This window comes from Geobacillus sp. LEMMY01 (assembly GCF_002042905.1).
GTDB lineage: Bacteria > Bacillota > Bacilli > Bacillales > Anoxybacillaceae > Geobacillus > Geobacillus proteiniphilus.
Genome location: NZ_MVKA01000018.1, coordinates 23,364 through 47,557, shown reverse-complemented (window position 1 = coordinate 47,557; position 24,194 = coordinate 23,364). Strand labels below are relative to the sequence as shown.

The 24,194-nt window shown below is 53.8% G+C and carries 20 protein-coding genes and 1 pseudogene; 16 read left to right on the top strand and 5 right to left on the bottom strand.

The window, feature by feature from the left end:
* The 4 genes and pseudogenes from B1A75_RS19350 to B1A75_RS10395 all read right to left on the bottom strand — a co-directional run.
* Positions 1–171: pseudogene (locus tag B1A75_RS19350) on the bottom strand (IS4-like element ISGka3 family transposase); the annotation flags it as partial.
* A 335-nt stretch (positions 172–506) separates the two neighbouring features.
* Positions 507–1,499, bottom strand: a complete 993-nt coding sequence (locus B1A75_RS10405; RefSeq protein WP_074043087.1) for a glycosyltransferase family 2 protein — start codon at positions 1,497–1,499, stop codon at positions 507–509.
* 16 nt (positions 1,500–1,515) lie between these two features.
* Entirely contained in the window at positions 1,516–3,189 is a 1,674-nt protein-coding gene (locus B1A75_RS10400; RefSeq protein WP_074043086.1) for a DUF6044 family protein, read from the bottom strand.
* A gap of 168 nt (positions 3,190–3,357) precedes the next feature.
* On the bottom strand, positions 3,358–3,876 hold the full coding sequence (locus B1A75_RS10395) for a MerR family transcriptional regulator (RefSeq protein ID WP_079936159.1): 519 nt from the start codon (positions 3,874–3,876) through the stop codon (positions 3,358–3,360).
* A 218-nt stretch (positions 3,877–4,094) separates the two neighbouring features.
* On the opposite strand from B1A75_RS10395, the gene B1A75_RS10390 reads away from it, so the two are divergent.
* The 12 genes from B1A75_RS10390 (at position 4,095) to B1A75_RS10330 (ending at position 17,586) form a co-directional block, all read left to right on the top strand.
* Positions 4,095–5,267, top strand: a complete 1,173-nt coding sequence (locus B1A75_RS10390) for a PDZ domain-containing protein (RefSeq protein WP_062898923.1) — start codon at positions 4,095–4,097, stop codon at positions 5,265–5,267.
* Between the two features lie 13 nt (positions 5,268–5,280).
* Positions 5,281–5,505, top strand: coding sequence for a CsbA family protein (locus tag B1A75_RS10385; protein WP_062898922.1), 225 nt, complete (start codon positions 5,281–5,283; stop codon positions 5,503–5,505).
* 249 nt (positions 5,506–5,754) lie between these two features.
* The gene (gene uvrB / locus B1A75_RS10380; RefSeq protein ID WP_074043084.1) at positions 5,755–7,731 is read left to right on the top strand and encodes an excinuclease ABC subunit UvrB; all 1,977 of its coding nucleotides are present in this window, start codon (positions 5,755–5,757) and stop codon (positions 7,729–7,731) included.
* 16 nt (positions 7,732–7,747) lie between these two features.
* Positions 7,748–10,606, top strand: a complete 2,859-nt coding sequence (gene uvrA / locus B1A75_RS10375; protein WP_074043145.1) for an excinuclease ABC subunit UvrA — start codon at positions 7,748–7,750, stop codon at positions 10,604–10,606.
* 128 nt (positions 10,607–10,734) lie between these two features.
* Complete coding sequence (locus tag B1A75_RS10370) at positions 10,735–11,061, top strand: magnetosome magnetite crystal formation protein family (RefSeq protein ID WP_074043083.1); 327 nt, start codon at positions 10,735–10,737, stop codon at positions 11,059–11,061.
* Positions 11,062–11,172: 111 nt separating this feature from the next.
* Positions 11,173–11,535: a phage holin family protein gene (locus B1A75_RS10365; RefSeq protein WP_011232553.1), complete on the top strand. Its 363-nt coding sequence runs from the start codon at positions 11,173–11,175 to the stop codon at positions 11,533–11,535.
* A gap of 155 nt (positions 11,536–11,690) precedes the next feature.
* A complete protein-coding gene (hprK, locus tag B1A75_RS10360) occupies positions 11,691–12,626 on the top strand; it encodes an HPr(Ser) kinase/phosphatase (RefSeq protein WP_033004901.1) in 936 nt (311 codons plus the stop codon).
* A gap of 68 nt (positions 12,627–12,694) precedes the next feature.
* Positions 12,695–13,507 carry a prolipoprotein diacylglyceryl transferase gene (gene lgt / locus B1A75_RS10355; RefSeq protein WP_074043082.1) on the top strand — a complete coding sequence of 271 codons (813 nt, stop codon included), beginning with the start codon at positions 12,695–12,697 and terminating at the stop codon, positions 13,505–13,507.
* Between the two features lie 111 nt (positions 13,508–13,618).
* On the top strand, positions 13,619–14,557 hold the full coding sequence (locus B1A75_RS10350) for a nucleoside recognition domain-containing protein (RefSeq protein ID WP_074043081.1): 939 nt from the start codon (positions 13,619–13,621) through the stop codon (positions 14,555–14,557).
* Positions 14,554–15,198 (top strand): pyrophosphatase PpaX, encoded by a 645-nt coding sequence (ppaX, locus tag B1A75_RS10345; RefSeq protein WP_074043080.1) that lies wholly within the window; start codon positions 14,554–14,556, stop codon positions 15,196–15,198. The genes B1A75_RS10350 and ppaX overlap by 4 nt, the downstream gene beginning before the upstream one ends.
* A 20-nt stretch (positions 15,199–15,218) precedes the next feature.
* Complete coding sequence (locus B1A75_RS10340; RefSeq protein WP_079936164.1) at positions 15,219–15,716, top strand: acyltransferase; 498 nt, start codon at positions 15,219–15,221, stop codon at positions 15,714–15,716.
* 1,171 nt (positions 15,717–16,887) lie between these two features.
* Positions 16,888–17,586: a hypothetical protein gene (locus tag B1A75_RS10330; RefSeq protein WP_074043079.1), complete on the top strand. Its 699-nt coding sequence runs from the start codon at positions 16,888–16,890 to the stop codon at positions 17,584–17,586.
* Positions 17,587–18,203: 617 nt separating this feature from the next.
* On the opposite strand, the gene B1A75_RS10320 is transcribed toward B1A75_RS10330, so the two are convergent.
* Positions 18,204–18,773 (bottom strand): type II toxin-antitoxin system PemK/MazF family toxin, encoded by a 570-nt coding sequence (locus tag B1A75_RS10320; RefSeq protein ID WP_074043078.1) that lies wholly within the window; start codon positions 18,771–18,773, stop codon positions 18,204–18,206.
* Between the two features lie 1,245 nt (positions 18,774–20,018).
* Between B1A75_RS10320 and B1A75_RS10305 the strand changes: the two genes are divergently transcribed.
* The 4 genes from B1A75_RS10305 (at position 20,019) to hisB (ending at position 24,024) form a co-directional block, all read left to right on the top strand.
* Positions 20,019–21,203: an ATP phosphoribosyltransferase regulatory subunit gene (locus B1A75_RS10305; RefSeq protein ID WP_074043077.1), complete on the top strand. Its 1,185-nt coding sequence runs from the start codon at positions 20,019–20,021 to the stop codon at positions 21,201–21,203.
* Positions 21,204–21,381: 178 nt separating this feature from the next.
* Positions 21,382–22,005 (top strand): ATP phosphoribosyltransferase, encoded by a 624-nt coding sequence (gene hisG / locus B1A75_RS10300; protein WP_074043076.1) that lies wholly within the window; start codon positions 21,382–21,384, stop codon positions 22,003–22,005.
* A 153-nt stretch (positions 22,006–22,158) separates the two neighbouring features.
* Positions 22,159–23,433: a histidinol dehydrogenase gene (gene hisD, locus B1A75_RS10295; RefSeq protein ID WP_074043075.1), complete on the top strand. Its 1,275-nt coding sequence runs from the start codon at positions 22,159–22,161 to the stop codon at positions 23,431–23,433.
* Positions 23,434–23,436: 3 nt separating this feature from the next.
* Positions 23,437–24,024, top strand: coding sequence for an imidazoleglycerol-phosphate dehydratase HisB (hisB, locus tag B1A75_RS10290; protein ID WP_074043143.1), 588 nt, complete (start codon positions 23,437–23,439; stop codon positions 24,022–24,024).
* Positions 24,025–24,194: the final 170 nt, after the last annotated feature.

The window sequence follows — 24,194 nt, the reverse complement described above, 5'->3', positions numbered from 1 at the left end:
TTCCTGGAGAAATGTGCAAAGTGCCACAAAATCATGGGCGCGTAATTTCCCCTTTCGTTGAATAAATTGATGATCTCGGGCCATATGTTCAAGTTCTTCGCACGATAACACGCTTCTTAATCCGTCTAAAAAACAATGCCATTCTTCTCGGAGAGATAAGGACGTCTTCAAAAAAACCACCCTTTCTAAGACATTATGAGGTCTTCAAAAGGATGGTCAAATCAGGCATATATTTATTCCTGTTTTCTTAACTTGATGGCTATGGGGGCTGACCCAAAAGGTCAAAACCCCTTAAACAAAACACAACATATTGTTTCTTAGTGATAGCTTTATGCCTATATACGGTAATAAGAAAGGGTGTCCCGATCCTTTTGGGGCACCCTTTCTTTTTAACATCTCGAATCGAAGGAGGCTGCTGTTGCCAGGCCGCAAGTGAAAGCAGGGGATGTTCAAGCGGATCCGATTGATCCGTCCGACCTTTTCGGTTTTGGATCACCTATGCCTTCCTACAAGCGGGCCGGCGTTTTCTCCCTTTCTGACGGAAGCGGCAGCTGCACGGTTTTTTCGATCGCAAACCGCGGCCGCCGTTTCACCTCTTGATAAATTTTGCCGATGTATTCACCGATGAGGCCGAGGCTCATGAGCACCAGCCCGCCGATGAACCAAACGGAAATCATGAGCGACGTCCAGCCCGATTCGGCGTGTCCAAGCCATTTGACGATCAGGGCGTACAGCCCGGCCGCACCGCTGATGAGAAAGGCCAAAAAACCGATGAGCGTAATGGCGCGAATCGGTGCGACGCTCAAGGACGTGATGCCGTCAAAGGCGAAGGCGAGCATCTTTTTGAGCGGGTATTTCGACTGTCCAGCCCACCGCTCATGCCGGTCGTAAAAGACGCACGTCGAGCGGAAGCCGACGAGCGGAATCAACCCGCGCAAAAAGAGATTGACTTCCGTGTAACGGCTCAGTTCATCGAGCGCCCGCTTGCTCATCAGACGGAAATCGGCGTGGTTGTAAATCAGCTTAATTCCGAGCGCCTGCATGAACCGATAAAAGGCTTGGGCGGTCGTACGCTTGAACCACGTGTCTGTCTTTCGGCTCCGCCGCACGCCATACACGATGTCATACCCTTCGCGGTATTTTTGCACAAATTCGCGGATCGCCTCCACATCGTCTTGCAAATCGGCGTCAATGGACACGGCACAATCGGCGTACGCGCGAACGGTTTCGAGCCCAGCGAGCAGCGCCCGCTGATGGCCGACGTTGCGAGCGAGTTTCACACCGGAGACAAACGGGTTGCGCTCGCTTTCTTCTTCAATGAGCGCCCATGTCCGGTCGCGGCTGCCGTCGTCGACAAAAACGATATGGCTGCCGATGGCGACCGCTCCTTCTTCGAGCAGCTGCTCAAGCAAAGCGGTCAGCCGCCGGACCGTTTCCGGCAACACTTCTTCTTCGTTGTAGCATGGGACGACGATGGCTAACAATGGTTTGTCCACCATGTTTCTTGCCTCCCTTTCACTCCACTTCGTATACATAAATTTTCCAGACTGACTGTCGATCGGTGAACGCCTGCAAGAAGCGGAGATGGATGTCGCGGGCGTTCATGATCGGGACGGAGGAAAAAATGTACTTGCCGCCAAGCTGTTTGAACGCCTTTGTGTCGATCTCGAAATGACGAATGACTTTATGCGAGCGTTTCGTGAACATGTAATGTTTCCCGAGCTCTGCCGAAAACAAATAGACACGGTTGCCCCAATGGTCGAAATAGTCTTTCAGCACAGGGCTTTTGTCCAATTCTTTGGCAATGATGCGGCGAAACTTCCGCTTATACGATAACGGGTAAAAATTGTTGTACGTATCGAGCGTATAAAACCCGTTATATTGGGCGATGGCCGGGTGAATCCCAACGCTGGCGACGCGGTAGGACGATACAGGCTTGCCGATGTATTGCTTGATTTCTGTAAATAAATGTTCTGAATAAAACTGCTCGAACGACGGCGTGCCAGCGAGGCGATAGCGGATTTCCTCGTTGAACCCGCCAAGCAAAAGCAGCTGCAGCGCCAAAGCGGTCGGCACGAGGCGCCGCCATGCCGCCCGGTCCTTGGCTAGGATTTGCAAGGCCAAGGCAAAATCGACGTAAATGACCATCGGCCGCAAAAAATGGAAGCGGGCGAAATTGAACGTATTCAAAAGCGAAATCCGTTCTTTCAGCGGCTGCCACCCTTTGTAAAACCAAAACGCATACCAAGCCGATAAGGCGATGTTCAACCAAAACAGCAAAAGGAAGCGCCGCTCCAATGGCCCGCGCTGACGGCGGCGCAAAACGAGAAAAAACGCCGCCCAAAGCACCGGCAAGATGATCGGTCCATGAACGGTCATCACATGCGTATGGCCGAGCACATAGTTTTTCAACGTTAAACGAAGGCAGTGGACGAAGCTGAGCCGCGAGGAGAGGAACTCGTTCCGGCTCGTCGGTTCGCCGCTGAAGACAAGCGAGTACACGAGGCGGTACTCGATGGCCAAAAACAAGCTTGTCATCAGGGCGATCGCGGCGAAAAACCGCTTGTTCCACTGCTTGCGGACAACGCCGTCGAACAGCCACACCGCCGCCATCGCGGCGAGGAAAAAGAAAAATCCGAGCACAAAGCTGGCGTAAAACGGAAGCAAGATGATCGCAAGCCATTCTTTCCATGTCGCTTCTCCGTTGCGGATCGACAGAAACGCCCAAAGCGCCAGCGGCATGCCGAGCGTGCTTAACATGCCGGACGGCCAAAACGGCGTCAGCGCAAAAGCAAGCGCCGCCCCGACGCGAATGAGCCATGATTCCGGTGAAGGCAAAAAGTGGCGCCTGAGCAGCCAATACATGCCCAAAAAGGCGAATACCCTCGTGATCGTCTGGCTGAGTGCGTACGCCACCATGGAGGGAAACAAAGCGTGCAGCCAAACGATGCCGCTGAATTCGGTGCCGAAGGCGTTGCGCGGCAACCCGTTGATCACTTGCGGGATGACGGCATCGATTGGGCCAAATAGTTGGCCGCTGCGAACGAGCACGCGATACCAGGCGATGTTCGAATCCATATTGTCGTGCACGCGAATATGGGCGTGTTCGCCTAAAATGTACAGCGGAGAAAGGTATAGAGCCAATACGATGAACGCGATGGCGACCGCTTTTCGTTCCTTTTGTTCCATCTCGCGCGCCCTCCTTTCCCGTACGGGAAGATTGCACAACATGATCCATTATAAACCGCTGCGATTAAAAAAGAATAAAAAAATCGTAAAGAAGTGGTGAAGGGGAGAAAAAAAGGGGAAAGAAGCAACCAAAAAAACACCCTGCGTCAAGCAGGGGGGATGGAACCGTTAGGCAAACAACCCCATCACCCGCCCAAGGCCGCGCCGTTTCTGTTTCGGCTCTTCCGGCGGTTCATGGGGAGCAGGGGGACGGGTATTCAGCTGCTGTTCAAGGCGGGCGACAAGCTGCTCCAACGCAGTGAGGCGGGCGGCGATTTCTTCCATTTCTTGGCGGTGATGCAACAGTTGAATGGAGACGACGTCATCTGCTTTTTGCTCCAGTTGCTGTTCGAGCTGGTCCAAGCGCGAGGAGACGCGGGCGATTTCGGGTTCGATCGATCCAAATAAGGCGTCAATGGGAACGTTGTTCCGCGGCGGCGTCGGAGGGCGTTTCGGCGTCGGAGGCGCTTCCATGGCGGCGCCTTGTTCAAATTTGACCCGTTCGAGCAAGGCGACTGTTTTTTCATCAAACAAGTAGTGGCCGGCCTCGTTTTTCCGCAGCGTAATGTCGTATTTGCGCACCCAGCGCTGGATCGTTTTCGGCGATACACCAAGGCGAGCAGCGACGTCGGACGTTTTCAATTCCATCGTTTCACTCCTCCTTGTTTCGTCTTGTTTATACTTTTTCCTCTGCATCTTTGAAAATCCTTCCCGGCCGACAAAACTAGTGTTGATTCGGCAAAGAAAGTGGAAAACAGCGAAGATTCGCCATTGGCGAAAAAAGATGGCTGTGGGCATGGGAATTGGCCATGCCATTTGGTAGAATAGAAGATAAAGAATGATGAACGACGCAAGGGGTGAAGCGGATGGCAACATGGTGGCTGGAATGGCTTGAGGGCGTCGCGTCGGTTTGGCGGCAGCCGCTTCTTTATTATGGCGCCGCGCTCGCTTTGGCCGTCGGTTGGCGGCGGGTGAAGCGGGAGCGCCGCGATTTTCATGTGCGCGTCTACAGCCTATGGCAAGAGTGGCGCGGGCTTTGGACGAAGGGATGGATGGCTGGAGCGGTGTTGTCGGCGGCGGCCGTCGGCATCGGGATCGCGGTGCCGCAGGAAGCGGTTTGGACGGTGACGGTGCTGACGGTGCTCTTTAGTTTGACGATGGAAGCGCGTTTGTTGTCGCCTGCTTATACGGTTGGCGGCGCGCTTCTCGTGTTCGGTTTGGCGGAACGAAGCGGGATGTTGGCCGGCTGGCTGCCGGAGGGCATGGCGGCGGCGCCGGCTTTGGCGGTGTGGCTTGCGTTGCTGCTGCTTTCGGAAGGATGGCTTATCATCCGCACGCGAAACGAGGCGGCCTCGCCGCAGCTTGCGAAAAGCAAGCGGGGGATGACGGTCGGCCTGCAATGGGCGCAGCGCCTTTGGTTTGTGCCGGTTGTGCTGCCAGTATCAGGCGGCGCGCTGCCGCCGGCTTCCTGGTGGCCGCTCGTTTCGACGGGAGACGGCTATTCGTTTTGGCTCGTGCCGTTTCTTCTCGGCTTTTCCCAGCGCCGGCAGCACATGCTGCCGGCGGAAGCGGCGCGCGCGGAGGGGCGGCTTGTTGTTCGGCTGGCGTTCGTTGTCGCCCTATTGGCCGCTTCCGGCATATGGTATCCACCGCTGGCGGTTGCGGCGGGGGCTATGGCCATCATCGGCCGCGAATGGATCGCGCTTTCCGGGCATCGCGCCGACCGCGCCCGCCCGCCCCGCTTTGCCCGCCATCCGCACGGCTTGGTGATTGTCGGCGTGCTTCCCGGCTCGAAAGCGGAAAAAATGGGGCTAGGCATCGGGGAAGTCATCATCAAAACAAACGGCGTCCCGGTGCGGAGTGAAACCGAGTTTTACGAGGCGCTCCAGCGCAACCGCGCGTTCTGCAAGTTGGATGTCGTCGGACATAACGGCGAAGTCCGCTTCGTCCAAGGGGCGCTCTATGAGGATGAGCATCATGAACTCGGGCTGCTGTTCGTCCGTGATCGGCACGCATCAGCGTCTGAAGCTGTTTCGTAAAGGAGAATGGACCATGTGGTTTTTGGCGGCACTCATCATTCCGTGCCTATTGGTGCTGTTGTTTGCGCGGGTGACGTACAATCGGTACATCGCTGTGCTGTTGACCGTTGCGCTGCTTGTCGCTTCCTACTTTAAAGGCTATACGGACGAGCTGCATGAAATCGTTGCTGACATCGCATCGACGATCGCCGGCTTTCTTTGGGCCGGCCGCATGCTCGACCATCTGAAGCAAAAATGAAGCGGCGCTGTCGGTTCAACCGTCTGTTTTTGGAAAAAGGCATCGCCGGCTGAACCTCGGATTGTCGAAATGGAACGGAGCGAAGACGCGGACCTTGGGTATGAATGGGTCCGCTTTTTCGCGTTTTTCGGTGCGAAGCGATGGAAAACGCTGAGTGGATTGGTACGAATATGAGTTCGCATTTTTGATGCATTGATCATAGCGATGTGATACAATGGGGAAAGATGGTATGGAGAAGGGGGAGCGACGGTGGAGGACCGTTTTCAATTAGTATCGTCTTACCAACCGCAAGGCGATCAGCCCCAGGCGATTGCCAAGCTCGTTGACGGCCTGCGCCGCGGGGTGAAGCATCAAACGCTGCTTGGGGCGACGGGGACGGGCAAAACGTTTACGATCTCGAACGTGATCGCCCAAGTAAACAAACCGACGCTCGTCATCGCCCACAACAAAACGCTCGCTGGCCAATTGTACAGCGAGCTGAAAGAGTTTTTCCCGCACAACGCCGTCGAATATTTTGTCAGCTATTACGATTACTATCAGCCGGAAGCGTACGTGCCGCAGACGGATACGTACATTGAAAAAGACGCGAAAATCAACGATGAAATCGACAAATTGCGGCACTCGGCGACATCAGCCTTGTTTGAGCGCCGGGACGTGATTATCGTTGCCAGCGTGTCGTGCATTTACGGTTTAGGGTCGCCGGAAGAGTACCGCGAACTGGTCGTATCGCTGCGCGTTGGGATGGAGATCGAGCGCAACGCGTTGCTTCGGCGGCTTGTCGACATCCAATACGACCGCAATGACATCGATTTTCGGCGCGGCACGTTCCGCGTCCGCGGCGATGTTGTCGAAATTTTCCCCGCGTCGCGCGATGAGCATTGCATTCGCGTTGAGTTTTTCGGCGATGAAATCGAGCGCATCCGCGAGGTGGACGCCTTAACCGGCGAGGTGCTCGGCGAGCGCGAGCATGTCGCCATTTTCCCGGCGTCCCACTTCGTGACGCGCGAGGAGAAAATGCGGCTGGCCATTCAAAACATCGAACAAGAGCTTGAGGAGCGGCTGGCCGAACTGCGCGCGCAAGGGAAACTTCTCGAGGCGCAGCGGCTTGAGCAGCGGACGCGCTATGACCTTGAAATGATGCGCGAGATGGGCTTTTGTTCCGGCATCGAAAACTACTCGCGCCATTTGGCGCTGCGGCCCCCGGGCTCGACGCCGTATACATTGCTTGACTATTTTCCGGACGATTTTTTGATCATCATTGATGAGTCGCACGTCACCTTGCCGCAGCTGCGCGGCATGTACAACGGCGACCGGGCGCGCAAGCAAGTGCTCGTCGACCACGGCTTCCGCCTGCCGTCGGCGCTTGACAACCGGCCGCTCACGTTTGAAGAGTTCGAGCAAAAAATCAATCAAATTATTTACGTCTCGGCTACGCCAGGGCCGTACGAGCTCGAGCACAGCCCGGGCGTTGTCGAACAAATCATCCGTCCGACGGGGCTTCTCGACCCAACGATCGACGTCCGCCCGACAAGGGGGCAAATCGACGATTTGATCGGCGAAATTCGCGAGCGCGTCGAGCGAAACGAGCGGACGTTGGTGACGACGCTGACGAAAAAAATGGCGGAAGATTTGACCGATTATTTGAAAGAAGCGGGGATCAAGGTGGCGTATTTGCATTCGGAAATTAAGACGCTCGAGCGCATTGAAATTATCCGCGATTTGCGGCTCGGCAAATACGATGTGCTGGTCGGCATCAACTTGCTTCGCGAGGGGCTCGACATTCCGGAAGTGTCACTTGTCGCCATTTTGGATGCCGACAAAGAAGGATTTTTGCGCTCGGAGCGCTCGCTCATTCAGACGATCGGCCGGGCGGCGCGCAACGCGAACGGCCATGTGATCATGTACGCCGATACGATCACGAAATCGATGGAAATCGCCATTCAAGAGACGAAGCGGCGCCGCGCGATTCAAGAAGAGTACAACCGAAAGCACGGCATCGTGCCGCGCACCGTTCAAAAGGACATTCGTGATGTCATCCGCGCGACGTACGCGGCGGAGGAGACGGGAACGTACGAAGCGAAGCCGGCGGCGACGATGACGAAACAGGAACGGGAAGAGCTGATTCAAAAGCTCGAAGCGGAAATGAAAGAGGCGGCCAAAGCGCTCGACTTCGAGCGGGCCGCCCAGCTGCGCGATATCATTTTCGAATTGAAAGCGGAAGGGTGATGGCCGGGTGAACGGAATGGATAAAATTATCGTCAAAGGGGCGCGCGCCCACAACTTGAAAAACATTGACGTCGAAATCCCGCGCGGCAAGCTCGTCGTCTTGACCGGGCTGTCCGGGTCGGGGAAGTCGTCGTTGGCGTTTGATACGATTTACGCGGAAGGCCAGCGGCGCTATGTCGAATCGCTGTCGGCTTATGCCCGCCAGTTTTTAGGGCAGATGGAAAAACCGGACGTCGATGCGATTGAAGGATTGTCGCCGGCCATTTCGATCGATCAAAAAACGACGAGCCGCAACCCGCGCTCAACCGTCGGCACGGTGACGGAAATTTACGATTATTTGCGGCTGCTATTCGCCCGCATCGGCCGTCCGTTCTGCCCGACGCACGGCATTGAAATCCAATCGCAGACGATCGAGCAAATGGTCGACCGGCTGCTCTCTTACCCGGAGCGGACGAAAATGCAAATTCTCGCCCCAATCGTCTCGGGGAGAAAAGGAACGCACGCCAAGACGCTCGAAGACATCCGCAAGCAAGGGTATGTGCGCGTCCGCATTGACGGCGAGATGCGCGAGTTGACCGAAGACATTGAGCTCGAAAAAAACAAAAAACATTCGATTGATGTCGTCGTCGACCGCATCATCATCAAAGACGGCATCGCCGCCAGGCTTGCCGATTCGCTTGAGACGGCGCTGAAGCTCGCTGACGGCAAAGTCGTCGTCGATGTGATTGGCGAGGGGGAGCTGCTGTTCAGCGAAAAGCATGCCTGCCCGTACTGCGGCTTTTCGATCGGGGAGCTTGAACCGCGTCTGTTTTCGTTCAACAGTCCGTTCGGCGCCTGCCCGGACTGCGACGGGCTCGGGGCGAAGCTCGAAGTGGATCCGGATTTGGTCATCCCGAACGATGAGCTGACGTTAAAAGAACACGCCATCGCTCCGTGGGAGCCGCAAAGCTCGCAATATTACCCGCAGCTGCTCGAAGCCGTGTGCCGCCATTACGGCATCCCGATGGACGTGCCGGTCAGAGACTTGCCGAAAGAGCAGCTGGATAAAATTTTGTACGGCAGCGGCGGTGAGCCGATTTATTTCCGCTATACGAACGATTTTGGTCAAGTGCGCGAACAATACATCGCATTTGAAGGCGTCATTCCGAACGTCGAGCGTCGCTATCGCGAGACGAGCTCGGACTACATCCGCGAGCAGATGGAAAAGTATATGGCGGAACAACCATGTCCGACATGCCAAGGACACCGGTTGAAAAAAGAAAGCCTCGCCGTCCTTGTCGGCGGCAAACATATCGGCGAAGTGGCGGCCATGTCGGTGACTGAGGCGCTCGCCTTTTTTGACGGGCTCGAGTTGACCGAAAAAGAGGCGCAAATCGCCCGCCTTATTTTGCGCGAAATTCGCGACCGGCTCGGCTTTTTGCAAAACGTCGGCCTCGACTATTTGACGCTCAGCCGCTCGGCAGGAACGCTCTCCGGCGGCGAGGCGCAGCGCATCCGCTTGGCGACGCAGATCGGCTCGCGGCTGACGGGGGTGTTGTACGTGCTCGACGAGCCGTCGATCGGGCTTCATCAGCGCGACAACGACCGGCTGATCGCGACGTTGAAAAGCATGCGCGACCTCGGCAATACGCTCATTGTGGTGGAGCACGACGAGGATACCATGCTGGCCGCGGACTATTTGATTGACATTGGTCCGGGGGCGGGCATCCACGGCGGCGAGGTCGTCGCCGCCGGCACGCCGGAAGAAGTGATGAACGACCCGAACTCGCTCACCGGCCAGTATTTATCGGGGAAAAAATTCATCCCGATTCCGGCCGAGCGTCGCCGTCCGGACGGACGTTGGCTTGAGGTGGTCGGCGCGCGCGAGCATAACTTAAAAAATGTATCCGTCAAAATTCCGCTCGGCACGTTTGTCGCCGTCACCGGGGTGTCGGGCTCGGGCAAAAGCACACTCGTCAACGAAGTGCTGTATAAGGCGCTGGCGCAAAAGTTGCACCGGGCGAAGGCGAAGCCGGGCGAGCACCGCGACATTCGTGGGCTTGAGCATCTCGATAAAGTCATTGACATCGACCAGTCGCCGATCGGCCGCACGCCAAGATCGAACCCGGCGACGTACACCGGGGTGTTTGATGATATCCGCGAGGTGTTTGCGGCGACGAACGAAGCGAAAGTGCGCGGCTACAAAAAAGGGCGGTTCAGCTTCAATGTCAAAGGTGGACGCTGCGAGGCGTGCCATGGCGATGGCATCATCAAAATTGAAATGCACTTTTTGCCGGACGTGTACGTCCCGTGCGAAGTGTGCCACGGCAAACGGTACAACCGCGAGACGCTCGAGGTGACGTACAAAGGGAAAAACATCGCCGAGGTGCTGGACATGACGGTCGAAGATGCGCTCGACTTTTTCGCTTCGATCCCGAAAATCAAACGCAAGCTCGAGACGCTCTATGACGTCGGCCTCGGCTATATGAAGCTCGGCCAGCCGGCGACGACGCTCTCGGGCGGCGAGGCGCAGCGCGTCAAGCTCGCCGCCGAATTGCACCGCCGCTCAAACGGCCGGACGCTCTACATTTTGGACGAGCCGACGACCGGGCTTCATGTCGATGACATCGCCCGGCTGCTTCACGTGCTCCACCGGCTCGTCGACAACGGCGATACGGTGCTTGTCATTGAACATAACTTGGACGTCATTAAAACGGCCGATTACATCATTGACTTAGGTCCGGAAGGCGGCGACCGCGGCGGGCAAATTGTCGCCGTCGGCACGCCGGAAGAGGTGGCGGAGGTGGAAGCGTCCTACACCGGGCGCTACTTGAAACCGATTCTCGAGCGCGACCGGGCGCGCATGCAGGAGCGATATGAAGCGGCAAAGGTGTAAAGGCCTTTGCGGCTTTATCCGCCGCTTGGGGCACCGGCGGCCGCCGCCTTTTTTTGCCGTCGGCAGGAAACTTTTCCTAGCGGCCGTCGTATATACAGGTAAAGGAAACTTGGAAAGGGGATTGCCGATTGTCGACGAACAAAGTGTTGTCCGCGCTTTGTTATTTCAGCGTCTTTTTTGCGCCGTTCATTTTGCCGATCGTCGTCTATTTTGTTGTCGAAGATCTTGAAGTCAAACACCATGCCAAGCGGTCGCTCGTGTCGCATTTGATTCCGGCCATCACGATTCTCTTGTTCATTGCGTTGGCCGCGTCGCCGGTGCTGTTCGGCCATTGGGGCGAGGAATCGCTTCTTTTTGGCGGCGGGCTCGTATGGCTTGGTTTTCTCGTTGCTGGGGCGGTGAACCTCGTTGTTGTGATTTGGAATGTCATTAAGGGGATTCAAGTGTTAAAATAGAAAACAACAGCACCGCTGAAAGAAAACGATGACTGATTGCCATCGGTTCGAGGCAAGATATGTCGAGGATGGCGTTTCAAGGCGGAAGATTACAGAAAAGATGGTGATGTGATGCTCAATTGGCTGATCGGTGTGTTTATCAATACCGTGCTGCTGATGGCGATTGACGGCTATTTTGACGATATTCACTTCAGCGGCATCGGCGCCGCGTTTCTAGCGAGCGTGATTTTGGCGGTGCTCAACGCCGTCGTTCGCCCAGTGCTCATCTTGTTGACGCTGCCGGTGACGGTGTTGACGCTCGGTTTGTTTTTGTTTGTCATTAACGCCATCACGCTCATGATGACCGCAGGACTGATGGGCGATGCGTTTCAAATCGGCGGCTTTGGCACGGCGCTGCTCGCCTCGATCGTCTTGTCGTTTTTCCACCTGCTCGTGCAAAAAGCGATTATCGAGCCGTTGCGCAACCGGTCGTAACGGGGGCGGCATGATTGGTTTGTTTCGATGGGTTCTGCTTGATCGGGACGGGGTGAGCCGTCCCTGTTTTGTTTCCCCCGAATGTTTTCCATTCAACGGCGGAACGAAACGTGTTACAATGGAAAAAGATGAAGAAAGGGGAGAAAGGGCCACGTATGCCAAAAGTGCGGACGAAAGACATCATTGAACAGTTCCAGCTCGAGCTCGTCAGCGGCGCGGAGGGCATTTACCGCCCGATTACGACGAGCGACTTGTCGCGGCCTGGGATTGAAATGGCCGGCTATTTCGCCTATTACCCGGCGGAGCGCCTGCAGCTGCTCGGACGGACGGAGCTGTCGTTTTACGAAACGTTGACGCCGGAAGAAAAAAAGTCGCGGATGGAGCGGCTTTGCACCGACATTACGCCAGGGATCATCGTCTCGCGCGGATTGGAAGTGCCGCCGGAGCTGATCGAAGCGTCTGAGCGCCAGTCGGTGCCGGTCATGCGCTCGACGATGAAAACGACCCGCTTGTCAAGCCGATTGACGAACTATTTGGAAAGCAAGCTCGCCCCCACCACCGCGGTGCACGGGGTGCTTGTCGATGTGTACGGCGTCGGGGTGTTGATCACTGGCAAAAGCGGCGTCGGCAAAAGCGAAACAGCGCTGGAGCTCGTCAAACGCGGCCATCGGTTGGTCGCCGACGACTGTGTGGAAATCCGCCAAGAAGATGAAGATACGCTCGTCGGCAGCGCGCCGGAGCTGATCGAGCATCTGCTTGAGATTCGCGGCCTCGGCATTATTAATATGATGACGCTGTTCGGCGCAGGGGCAGTGCGGACGCATAAGCGCATTTCGCTCGTCGTCGACTTGGAGCTTTGGGATCCGGAGAAGCAGTACGACCGGCTCGGGTTGGAAGAAGAGAAAGTGAAAATTTTGGATACCGAATTGCCGAAATTAACGATTCCGGTCCGCCCAGGGCGCAACTTGGCGGTCATCGTCGAAGTGGCGGCGATGAACTTCCGGCTGAAGCGGATGGGCGTCAACGCGGCTGAGGAGTTTTCGGCGCGACTGAGCGACGCCATCGAAGACGGCGCGCACGATTACGATTGATGGGCAGTCGTGTTTCTGTAGTCGGAGGAATGGGTTCGGTTTTGCATGAAGCATAGGAGGTGGAAACGATGGAATCGACGATTCAGCCGCTCGACCGCGTGTTTTTGCACCTTGGCCCCATTACGATTTATTGGTATGGGGTCATTATCGGCACCGGTGTGTTGATTGGGCTATGGCTGGCGACGCGCGAAGGGGTGCGGCGCGGCTTGCCGAAAGAGACGTTTGTCGATCTCGTGTTATTTGCCGTGCCGATCGCCATTGTCTGCGCGCGAGCGTACTACGTGCTGTTTGAATGGCACTATTATTCAAAGCATTTGTCCGAGATTCCAAAAGTTTGGCAAGGCGGCCTCGCCATTCACGGCGGTTTGATCGGGGCGGTGGCGACGGGCGCGGTGTTCGCCCGCACGCGCGGGCTGTCGTTTTGGAAGCTCGCCGATATTGCCGCGCCAAGCATCATTTTAGGCCAGGCGATCGGGCGCTGGGGCAATTTTATGAACCAAGAGGCGCACGGCGGCCCGGTGTCGCGCCAGTTTCTTGAAAATTTGCATTTGCCGGATTGGATCATCAACCAAATGTACATTGACGGGCGCTATTGGCATCCGACGTTTTTGTACGAATCGCTTTGGAATTTGGCCGGTTTTTGTCTTTTGCTTTGGCTGCGGCGTGTGAACTTGCGGCGCGGCGAGCTGTTTTTGTCGTATTTGATTTGGTATTCCGTCGGCCGCTTTTGGATTGAAGGGATGCGCACCGACAGCTTGATGCTGGCCGGCAGTCTGCGAGCGGCGCAAGTGATGTCCGTGACGCTCATTGTTTTGTCCGTAGCGCTTTGGATCGTGCGCCGGGCGAAAGGCTGGGCGGACGCGCGGTATCAAGATGAATAGTGGCTTAGGTTGGTTCGAGACAAATGAGAAAAAGGATGCTGTGTGTGGTATCAAGAGAATCATTGCTCGGCCGCACCGCGGTATGAAGGCAAGCAAAGGAGAGAGGAGAACATGGCAGGAACGTTGCAGCGCGGCGTGCTCGCCGGGCTGAAGACGTCATGGGCGCTTGGCAAAATCATTTTTCCGGTGACGCTTCTTTTGGCGCTGTTGCAGCCGACGCCGCTGTTTTCGTGGCTCATTGACTTTGTCACCCCGTTCATGAAATGGTTCGGCTTATCAGGCGATGCGGCCGTGCCGCTTGTGCTCGGCAACTTGCTCGGGCTGTATGCGGCGATCGGGGCGATGCTGACGATCGAGTTTACAGTGAAAGAAGTGCTCATTCTAGCTGTCATGCTTTCCTTTTCTCATAACTTGATCGTCGAGTCATCCGTCGCTTCGCGCACCGGGATGAGCGTCTGGCTCATGATCGTCGTGCGCGTCGGACTGGCCGTTGTGTCGGGACTGTTGATCGCCCATCTATGGGACGGGGGGCAGGAGATCGCCCAATATGGGTTTGTCACGCACGAAGCCGCTCCTCCGTCCGGCTGGGGGGCGGTTGCTTTAGCCGCGCTGAAAAAGGCGATCACCGGCATTGTGCAACTCGTGATCATCGTCATTCCGCTCATGACGGTCATTCAAATTTTAAAAGAACGCCACTGGATCGAGACGGTTTCACGCTGGATGGCGCCGGCGACCAAGATGCTTGGCATGAGCCCGAACACATCGCTCACGCTCGCGGCCGGCTTTGTGTTCGGCCTCGCTTATGGGGCGGGGGTGATGATTCAGGCGGCGAAAGAAGACGGCGTCTCGAAGCGCGATTTGACGCTGGCGTTCATTTTTCTCGTGTCATGCCACGCAGTCGTCGAAGATACGCTCATTTTCGTCCCGCTTGGCATTCCCGTATGGCCGCTGCTTTTGATCCGTTTGATTACGGCGGTGCTGTTGACCATGGCGGTGGCGTTCGTTTGGCGCCGCTTTGAACATCCGACTAGAAAGGAAGCCGCTTCATGACGATTCGCACCATTTTGTTTGACCTTGACGGCACATTGATTGATACGAACGAACTCATCATCCAGTCGTTTTTGCATACGCTGGAAACATACTACCCGGGCCGCTACAAGCGCCAGGACGTTCTGCCGTTTATCGGCCCGTCGCTGTATGAGACGTTCAGCTCGCTTGATCCAGAACGAGCCGAAGAGATGGTGGCGGCGTACCGTGCGTTCAACCATGCCCGCCATGACGAATTGATCCGCGAGTTTGACACGGTGTATGAAACGATCGAAACGCTCCACCGCCACGGCTTCCGCCTCGGCGTCGTGACGACGAAAATGCATGACACTGCCCTGATGGGGTTAAGAAAAACGCGGCTTGAACCGTTTTTCTCGTGCGTCATCGGCCTAGATGATGTCACGCGGCCAAAGCCGGACCCCGAGCCCATTTATAAAGCGCTCGAGGCGTTGCAGTCAACGCCTTCGGAAGCGCTCATGGTCGGGGACAACTACCACGACATTTTGGCTGGCAAAAACGCCGGCGTAAAAACGGCCGGCGTCGCCTGGGCGATTAAAGGCCGCGGCCATTTGGAACAATATGAACCGGACTATATGCTGGAAAAAATGAGCGATTTGTTGGCCATTGTTGGCATCAACGAATGAAAGGAGGAATCGTTCTCCCGGTGAGACGAACGACAAAATACCCTGTCCAAGGAGCGAACTCGCTCTGGCAATTGTACCGCACCGTATCGTTTTGGAAAGTGCTGAAAAACGTCATCATCATTCAAATCGGGCGCTACACGCCGTTTTTGCCGCTGAAAAACTGGCTGTACCGCACGTTTCTCGGCATGAAAATCGGCGAGCAAACGGCGCTCGCCTTTATGGTCATGCCGGATATTCTCTTCCCGGAAAAAATCCGCATCGGCCGCAACTGCGTCATCGGCTACAACACGACGATTCTCGCCCACGAATATTTAGTGGACGAATACCGCCTCGGCGATGTGGTGATCGGCGATGAGGTGATGATCGGCGCGAACTCGACCATTTTGCCCGGTGTGGTGATCGGCGACCGCGCCGTGGTCGCCGCCGGCACCGTCGTCCATAAAGACGTCCCGCCCGGGGCGATGGCCGCGGGTTGCCCGATGCGCATCGTTCGCACGAACGAACCGCCTTCCAATTGAATGGGGGCGGGTTTTTGTTTGGAAAAATGAGGGGTCAGACAAAGTTATGGAAAGTGTTGACATATTATTCTTTTTTTTTTTTTACAATTCAAATAGATATTATGTTTAAACTCACATTTCGCACCCTGAATAAAAATTCGAAATAAGCCCGATTTGACCGAATAAAAATTAATTATTTTACAATTTTTGTATAAAAAATTATTTTTATGCGAATATCCGGGTTGTTTTTTTGTATATTATGCAAAGGTTGCGAAATATGAGTTTAAAGTAAATGAATGGATTGAAAGGATGTGAGGATATGAGGTGAGCGGCTTTCATTCATTGGAGAAAAAGCGGATTCTTCCCATGATGATATGTTCTGACCCCATCATGATTTTGCCTCCTAGAAGACCGGTGATTTAACGAAAAAGGTGGATCATCCCAACTCTCTTTCAATTAGAGAAACATCCCACATGAGCAAATTTTGCTCTTCATCTGAGCAGGAAAATGGCCCATCAAGGTTCGCGCATTTTCACGGAAAGGAGATATGCGATGGTAAAAAACATAGTGGTTTTTATGTTTTTGTTTTTATTTGGACTATCTAATCTTTTTTGCACCCCAATAGTATCTGCTAGTGATGGGAATATTACTACTGTTTCTACTCCGGAAAGTTCGCACGTATCTTCTGTGACCACAGTGTACGAATTGATCCCAGTGTTTATAACTCAGTCGTCCAATGCAAATATTTCTAACAAGGCGAGTTCATATGGAAGTGCGACCGTTACTTGTAGAGACGGAGGTCATGGGGTTGCTGTTTGTAATACAAAATATACGTTGGTTAACGATGTGATTAGCTCCATATCCACAACAGTTTATATTTATAAACCTGGTGGAATATATGTAGATAGTGAGAGAGAGACTTTATTTACTGGGGGACATATAGTCAAGTGGAAATGTATGTGGGACCAGGTACTTATTATTCCGAATTATGGGGGACTGTGTATGGACTAAAAGGAGCATACAGAGTTACCAACCTTGCATCTAGGACTTTCATTATAAAATAATTTTAGGAACTTGAATAAATGATTTTGTCTAAAACTATGAACGATCTTTGATTTTTTAGAATTAAATATGGGGTATCTTGAGTCTAGCCTTTAAAGGATCTATATTTCGTAAAAAGGATGTAAATATTATGATGAAGTGGTATCAACGTTCGTTTTTCCAACCACCGCAAATCGACCCGAACCGAAACGAAGAGTCATTTCGACTGCAGCCGATCGAGTTGGACAGTGATAAGCCTCCCTTTTCTACGCTTGCCCAGTTTTTCCTTGCCGAGCATGTGCTGTATGATGTGCCTGAATTGGTCACGGTTATCCCCATTCCAAACCGAGAGATGGAGGACATTGCTTTCCGTGAGATTGCGGTTCATTTTCATAACGTTTCTGGCGTATATATCGACGATCAACTCCATCGCTTGCAGCTCCGACATATAAGAAAGGATTCGAAACACCGTTTCCAAACAATGTTAAAAAGAGGGATGATTGCCACCATGGTGAGGCAGCTCTATTTCCTTGGACAACCGGAATTGCTGGAACATCGATATGTCCATTTGCACAGGAGAAACCAGGTCCACTATGAAGTACGAAGGAGCGAAATCAAGCCGCTGACGCACATCGATCCCGACACCATGCGCTGCATTTCGTTCATTCAACATACGTTTGGCCAAACAGAAGGTGTGTTCACGGTATTTCCACAAGGTTGGACGTTCAGAGATGAGTTAAAAGACTTGGAAGCGATCCGTCTTTTGAGCCACATGTTTGATTCGTTGTTCATCACGGTCGATGCTGATGACCATCGAGTTTTGTACATGCAAGTGGTTTCTTGCCGTTAGCGGCATTCTTGGCACCGTCGTCCATCAAGACGTCCCGCCCGGAGCGATGGCCGCCGGCTGCCCGATGCGCATCGTCCGCACGAACAAACCGCCTTCCGATTGAACGGGGGCGGGTTTTTGTTTGGAAAAATGAGGGGCCAGAAAAAGTGAGGGAATTGTTTACCTGAGTTCGACGATCACTAGGCAAACAAAATTCCTCCCATCCCCATCACCTTCGCTTTCGTCCATTTGGCCTTCGGATCCTATTCGTTGTGAGCAAGCTGGAGATACGCTACGGTCGTTCCGTCTTTGTTTTTGCGTGTGGCTCGTCGCATGTACATGCCTATATGATAAACGATATTGGGCTTTTCATGTCTAACCTGTTTAGGTGAGAATGGGAATAACAACTTTCGGTGAAGGTGGATAAGAGAGAGTTCACAAGATGCAAAGTCAGCGAAACACGTAAAAAGCCGCCCCGTAAATGGGGCGGCTTTTCCTTTTGGACCGCGCATGCGGCGGTCAGTTGAAAAATATTTTTGGCCGCACTTGAGTTCAAGGAACTCAAAGGGCATTATTTATCGTATGCTTGTTTTCCGAATCTCATGCAAAGAAAATAATAAAGCATTTTGACAGAAGTGTCAAGAACGGTTTTCTGGATCTTTTCTAAGTTTAGTGTACATCCTACGGATTTTTTCGTCAATCAAGTCCATTTGTTCGCTTGTTAATTTGAAAACGCCGTCTTTTGCTTTTTTGGGTTTGAAAATGCGAATTTTGCTTATAGGGCGCATTTGGTTTGGAATGGCCACTGCCTTTTTTTCGTTCAGTCCCTCAATCGTACCTAAAAAGACCGAGTCTTTATGTACATCCTGTTCTGTTTCGTTTTCGTCTAACGAAGATAAAGGAACGACGTTGACGACGGGATTGTTTTTTGAACTATCGCGAATGACAACAGCATAGTGCATGCCGCCGAATTCAGCGCCAACATTAAAGCCAAAATGCGCTAAAACGATTTCTGACCGCTTATAAGCTCTTAGGTAAGATGGGTCAAATGTTTCTTCCCAGACGAGATATTTGTTTTGTGTTTCAAGCCACTCAATAAATATTCTTCCCCGCTTTTCGTCCATATTCTCAATGATTTTTTGCAGTTCCATTAGCTGTCTATTCATTGCTCTTACCAAATCTTTATTCTCATGCAACTTTTTTAACATGGTTTCTCTCCTCTCTCCGTTAAAACGATCATTGAGACTTTGTATCTCTAACCGCAATTCCATCCCCCATCAATCCGCAAACCTTTATAAAGTCGACAGCCCTTAACGAGTTGTTATTAATAGATGAACGAAATGTCACAAATGCTTGGCGATCGCAGCCATGTTGTTTATGTCGGATTCGGCTATCATGATTTTTAAAGTATGCTTAAGTTCCATGACATCTAGAAATTTTTTTCAATATTTTCACTTACCAACAATTATAGCACTGAAACATCGAATTCATTAAAGAGACAAAATATTCATTATTGAGCACCATCTGTTGTGGGATCGACAACAGTCCGCACGAATGAACCGCCTTCCAATTGAATGGGGGCAGGGTTTTGTTTGGAAAAATGAAGATTTCCAGAAAAAGTGATAAAAAGATTGGGACACAAAGAACATTTATAATGCGACTGATGAAGATCGTCTGTCGGGCGTAGGTTTTCTATATGATTTAACCAGTACGGCGTATGACGCGAAAGGAACGACGTATGTGTATTTAATTGGCAATGACGAGTCAAAAATCAAATCAACAACTTATTCTGCCTTTAAGGCTTGGTACGGGCATGACACATGGGCTGCGGATCTAGGAATCTCTATTGGGCTGCCAAGGGGTGCGGAGATCGTTGCAAATGTTAGTTTCGGCAATGAAGAGTATACGACGGCGTCTACATCCATTTATAATCCTAGCTTAAGCTATTAACTAGGGTGGTCATTCTATGAACAAATTACGCGGCTTTGTTACTATACTGGTTTTTAAGTGTGAGCATAATGATAGGAACGAACAAAACAGTGGCAGCAAATGTATTTCCTGCGTTTTATCCTTTAGAAGTGGATTTAAGCACTAATCAACTGACTTACAATAGAAACGAGGTTGTGCGTTGGGTCGTGAATATAGCTGGCGGCTCATCTTACCGACCAAATTTTACTGCCCATTTTACCGATACAAAAGGGAATAGCTACTGGATTGAAAATCTAAATAAGTACTCTACTTTGTTAGGGATTTATTCCATTAGTGTGGATAATCGCCTATGCGACATGGAACGAAATGGACAAGCGCTTCCTTTTTTGAAGCGATCTTGTCCGTTTTGTTATTTGTGAAGCATTCCCCCCTTGACGCTGTGGCCGCAAAGGAGTAAACTACTAATAACTTCACTTCTCTACCATATTAGCAAACTAAAGCATTTTGATAAAGGGCGTGGGGACATGGCAAAAAAGCTGTTCATGTTTGAAAAACCGTTAGGCATGCGCGATACGCTGCCGTTTTTATATGAGTTGAAAAAACAAGTGCGCTCGGTGATGGCGGAAGAAATTGAGCGCTGGGGGTACGAGTTTATCGAAACGCCGACGTTGGAATATTATGAAACGGTCGGGGCGGCGTCGGCGATTGCCGATCATCGGCTGTTTAAGCTCCTCGATCAGCAAGGGCATACGCTCGTGCTCCGACCTGATATGACGGCGCCGATCGCCCGGGTGGCGGCGTCGCGGTTGTATGAAGACGGCAATCCGCTCCGGTTGGCGTACAACGCCAATGTGTTCCGCGCCCAGCAGCGCGAAGGGGGGCGGCCGGCGGAGTTCGAACAGATTGGCGTCGAGCTGATCGGCGACGGCACGGTGACCGCCGACGCCGAGGTCATTAGCTTAATGGTGGCGTTGTTGAAGCGCGTAGGGCTGGGCCGGTTTTCCGTGGCGGTCGGTCATATTGGGTATGTGAACGCACTGTTTTTGGAGATTTTAGGGAATGAAGAGCGGGCGAGCGCGCTCCGCCGCTTTTTGTATGAAAAAAATTACGTCGGCTACCGCGAACATGTGAAGTCGTGGCCGCTTTCGTCGATCGATCAAAAGCGGCTGTTGGATTTGCTTGCGTTGCGCGGCGGAACGGAAGTGATGGAAAAGGCGAAAACGCTCGTCACAAGCGACGAAGGACGGCGGGCGGCCGATGAGCTGGAGGCGCTCATGGCGGCGCTTAGGACGTACGGGGTGGCCGAAGCGGTGAAGCTCGATATGGCGCTCGTGAGCCATATGAGCTATTACACCGGCATTTTATTTGAAGTGTACGCCGAGCAAGTGGGATTCCCGATCGGCAACGGCGGCCGGTATGATGATTTGCTTGGGAAGTTTTCCCGCCCGGCGCCGGCGACAGGGTTTGGCTTGCGCGTCGACCGTTTGATCGAGGCGATCGGGGAAACGGATGTGCGCGGCGACATCGAATGCATCGTGTTCAGCCAAGAGCGGCTGGCGGAAGCGGTGGAATTGGCCGAAGCGAAACGGGCGGAAGGCAAGCGCGTCGTCTTGCAGCATATCGCCGGCATTCGCGATATTGACGCCTACAGCCAGCGCTATCGGTCGATCGTGTATTTGCTTGGCCGCAGCGGGCGCGATGGGCAGTGAACATAACAGAGAAGGGGCCGCCGGTTGGTCATCGACGCTGTTGAAAACGGCAGCGATTGGCGGGACAGAGCGGATGCGAAGAACGGACGGGAGAGGCTGCCCATGGCGGTGGAGAGCATGCGGTGTACTCGAGGCCCAGCGCCGCATTTGACATGATGAGGAGCAAGGAGGAAGAATGATGCTGACGATTGCCATGCCAAAAGGGCGCATTTTTGACGAAGCGCTCGAACTTCTCCGCCAGGCCGATTACCAGCTGCCGCCGGAATTTACCGAGTCGCGCAAGCTCGTGATCGAGGTGGCGGAGGAACAGATGCGCTTTATTTTGGCGAAACCGATGGATGTCGTCACCTATGTCGAGCATGGGGTCGCGGATTTGGGCATTGCCGGCAAGGACGTGCTGATGGAAGAAGAACGGGATGTGTATGAACTGCTCGATTTGCAAATCAGCCGCTGCCATTTGGCGGTCGCCGGGCTGCCCGGCGCCAAGATGAACGAAATCGCACCAAGGGTGGCGACGAAATACCCGAACATCGCGTCAACGTATTTTCGCGAGCAAGGCGAGCAAGTCGAAATCATCCGCCTGAACGGATCCATTGAACTCGCCCCGCTGATCGGCCTTGCCGACCGGATCGTGGACATCGTTTCCACGGGGCGGACGTTGAAAGAAAACGGGCTTGTCGAGCTTGAACGGATCGCCGAGGTGACGTCGCGCCTGATCGTCAACCCGGCGAGCTACCGGCTAAACGGCGGGGACATTGAACGGTTGGTCGACCGATTGGCGGCGGTCATTCCCCAGCCGTAGGAAAAAAGGTGTGACAGAGCGGAAATGGGCGGTTTCCGAAGAATGGGTTGGTGGAGATTCGGGAATGGCGGAGCGGCGTTGACAACGCCGTTGGAAAATAGCAGGTTGCCAATGGACGAAAACCGATGGACGTCACAGAAAGGGGAGCGAACGATGAAAATCGAACGGATCCGAGGCGGCGTTTCGCTGCGGCGCACGATTGAAAGCGGAACGGAGGAGCAGCGGCGCGCGGTGCTTGATATCATCGCCAACGTGCGCGCCCGCGGCGATGCGGCGCTCAAAGAATATACAGAACGGTTTGACGGCGTCCGCTTGGATTCGCTCAAGGTGACGGAAGAGGAAATGAAGCGCGCGCATGCGGTGATGAGCGCGGAGATGCTTGAGATCATTCGCCAAGCGGCGGCGAACATTCGCGACTACCATGAGCGGCAAAAACGCGAATCATGGTTGATGACGAAAGAAGACGGCACGATTCTCGGGCAAAAAGTGACGCCGCTCGATGCGGTCGGATTGTACGTGCCAGGCGGGACGGCCGCTTATCCGTCGTCTGTGCTTATGAACGTCATTCCCGCACAAGTGGCGGGGGTGAAACGGATTGTCATCACCTCGCCGCCAAACAAAGACGGCACGCTCCCGGTTGGGGTGCTGGCCGCCGCCTATGAACTCGGCGTGACGGAAATTTACAAAGTCGGCGGCGCGCAGGCGATCGCCGCGCTTGCTTACGGGACGGAAACGATTCGGCCGGTTGATAAAATTTTCGGGCCGGGCAATATTTATGTGGCATTGGCGAAGCGGGAAGTGTTCGGGCATGTGGCGATCGACATGATCGCTGGGCCGAGCGAAATTGTTGTGCTCGCCGATGAAACGGCCCGACCGGATGAGATTGCGGCGGATTTGTTGTCGCAAGCCGAGCATGACGTGCGGGCGTCGGCCATTTTGGTGACGCCGTCGATGAAATTGGCGATGGCGGTGGCGAGCGAAGTCGAACGGCAGCTTGAAACGCTGCCGCGCCGCGACATTGCCCAAGCGGCGCTTGAGAACTATGGCGCCATTTACGTCACCGAGACGCTTGAGGAAGCGGTGGATGTTGTGAACGAACTGGCGCCGGAGCATTTGGAAGTGATGACGGCAGAACCGCTCGCGCTGCTCGGCCGGCTCCGCCATGCGGGAGCGATGTTTTTCGGCCGCTTCAGCTCCGAGCCGGTCGGCGACTATTTCGCCGGGCCGAACCACGTGCTGCCGACGAACGGTACGGCAAGGTTTTCAAGCGGTCTCGGCGTCGATGAGTTTGTGAAAAAATCAAGCGTGATCGTTTACAGTGAAGCCGCATTGAAACAACATGGAGAAAAAATCGCCGCCTTTGCCCGCCTCGAGGGGCTGGAAGCGCACGCGCGCGCCATTGAGGTGCGGCTCGAGAAAGGGGAATGAATGATGGCAAGGGAAGCGACGATCGCGAGAACGACGAACGAGACGAGCATTCAATTATCGCTTTCGTTGGATGGCGAAGGGAAGGCGGAACTGGAAACGGGCGTGCCGTTTTTAACCCATATGCTCGATTTGTTCGCCAAGCACGGCCAGTTCGATTTGCGCATTGAGGCCAAAGGCGACACGCATATTGACGACCACCATACGACTGAAGACATCGGCATTTGCCTCGGACAGGCGATCAAGGAAGCGCTTGGCGACAAAAAAGGGATCAAGCGGTATGGCAATGCGTTTGTGCCGATGGATGACGCCTTGGCGCAAGTTGTGATCGACTTGAGCAATCGCCCGCATTTTGAGTTTCGCGGCGAGTTTCCGGCAGCGAAAGTCGGCGCGTTTGATGTCGAGCTCGTGCATGAGTTTTTGTGGAAACTGGCGCTTGAGGCGCGGATGAACTTGCATGTCATCGTCCATTACGGGCGCAATACGCACCATATGATCGAAGCGGTGTTTAAGGCGCTCGGGCGGGCGTTGGATGAAGCAACGATGATCGACCCGCGCGTCAAAGGTGTTCCGTCGACAAAAGGGATGCTGTAGCCGATCTAGTGCGGCGCCCCCGTGGGGAAAGAGTTCCGCGGGCAAAGGGAATGCGGCCGGGCGCCAAGGAGAGGCCCGCGCGTGAAAGGAGCGCCGTTCATAAAAGGCATGCCGTCATCAAGTTGTTCGGTGAATGAGGGAAAACGATCGATTGGCATGGATCAGCGAAG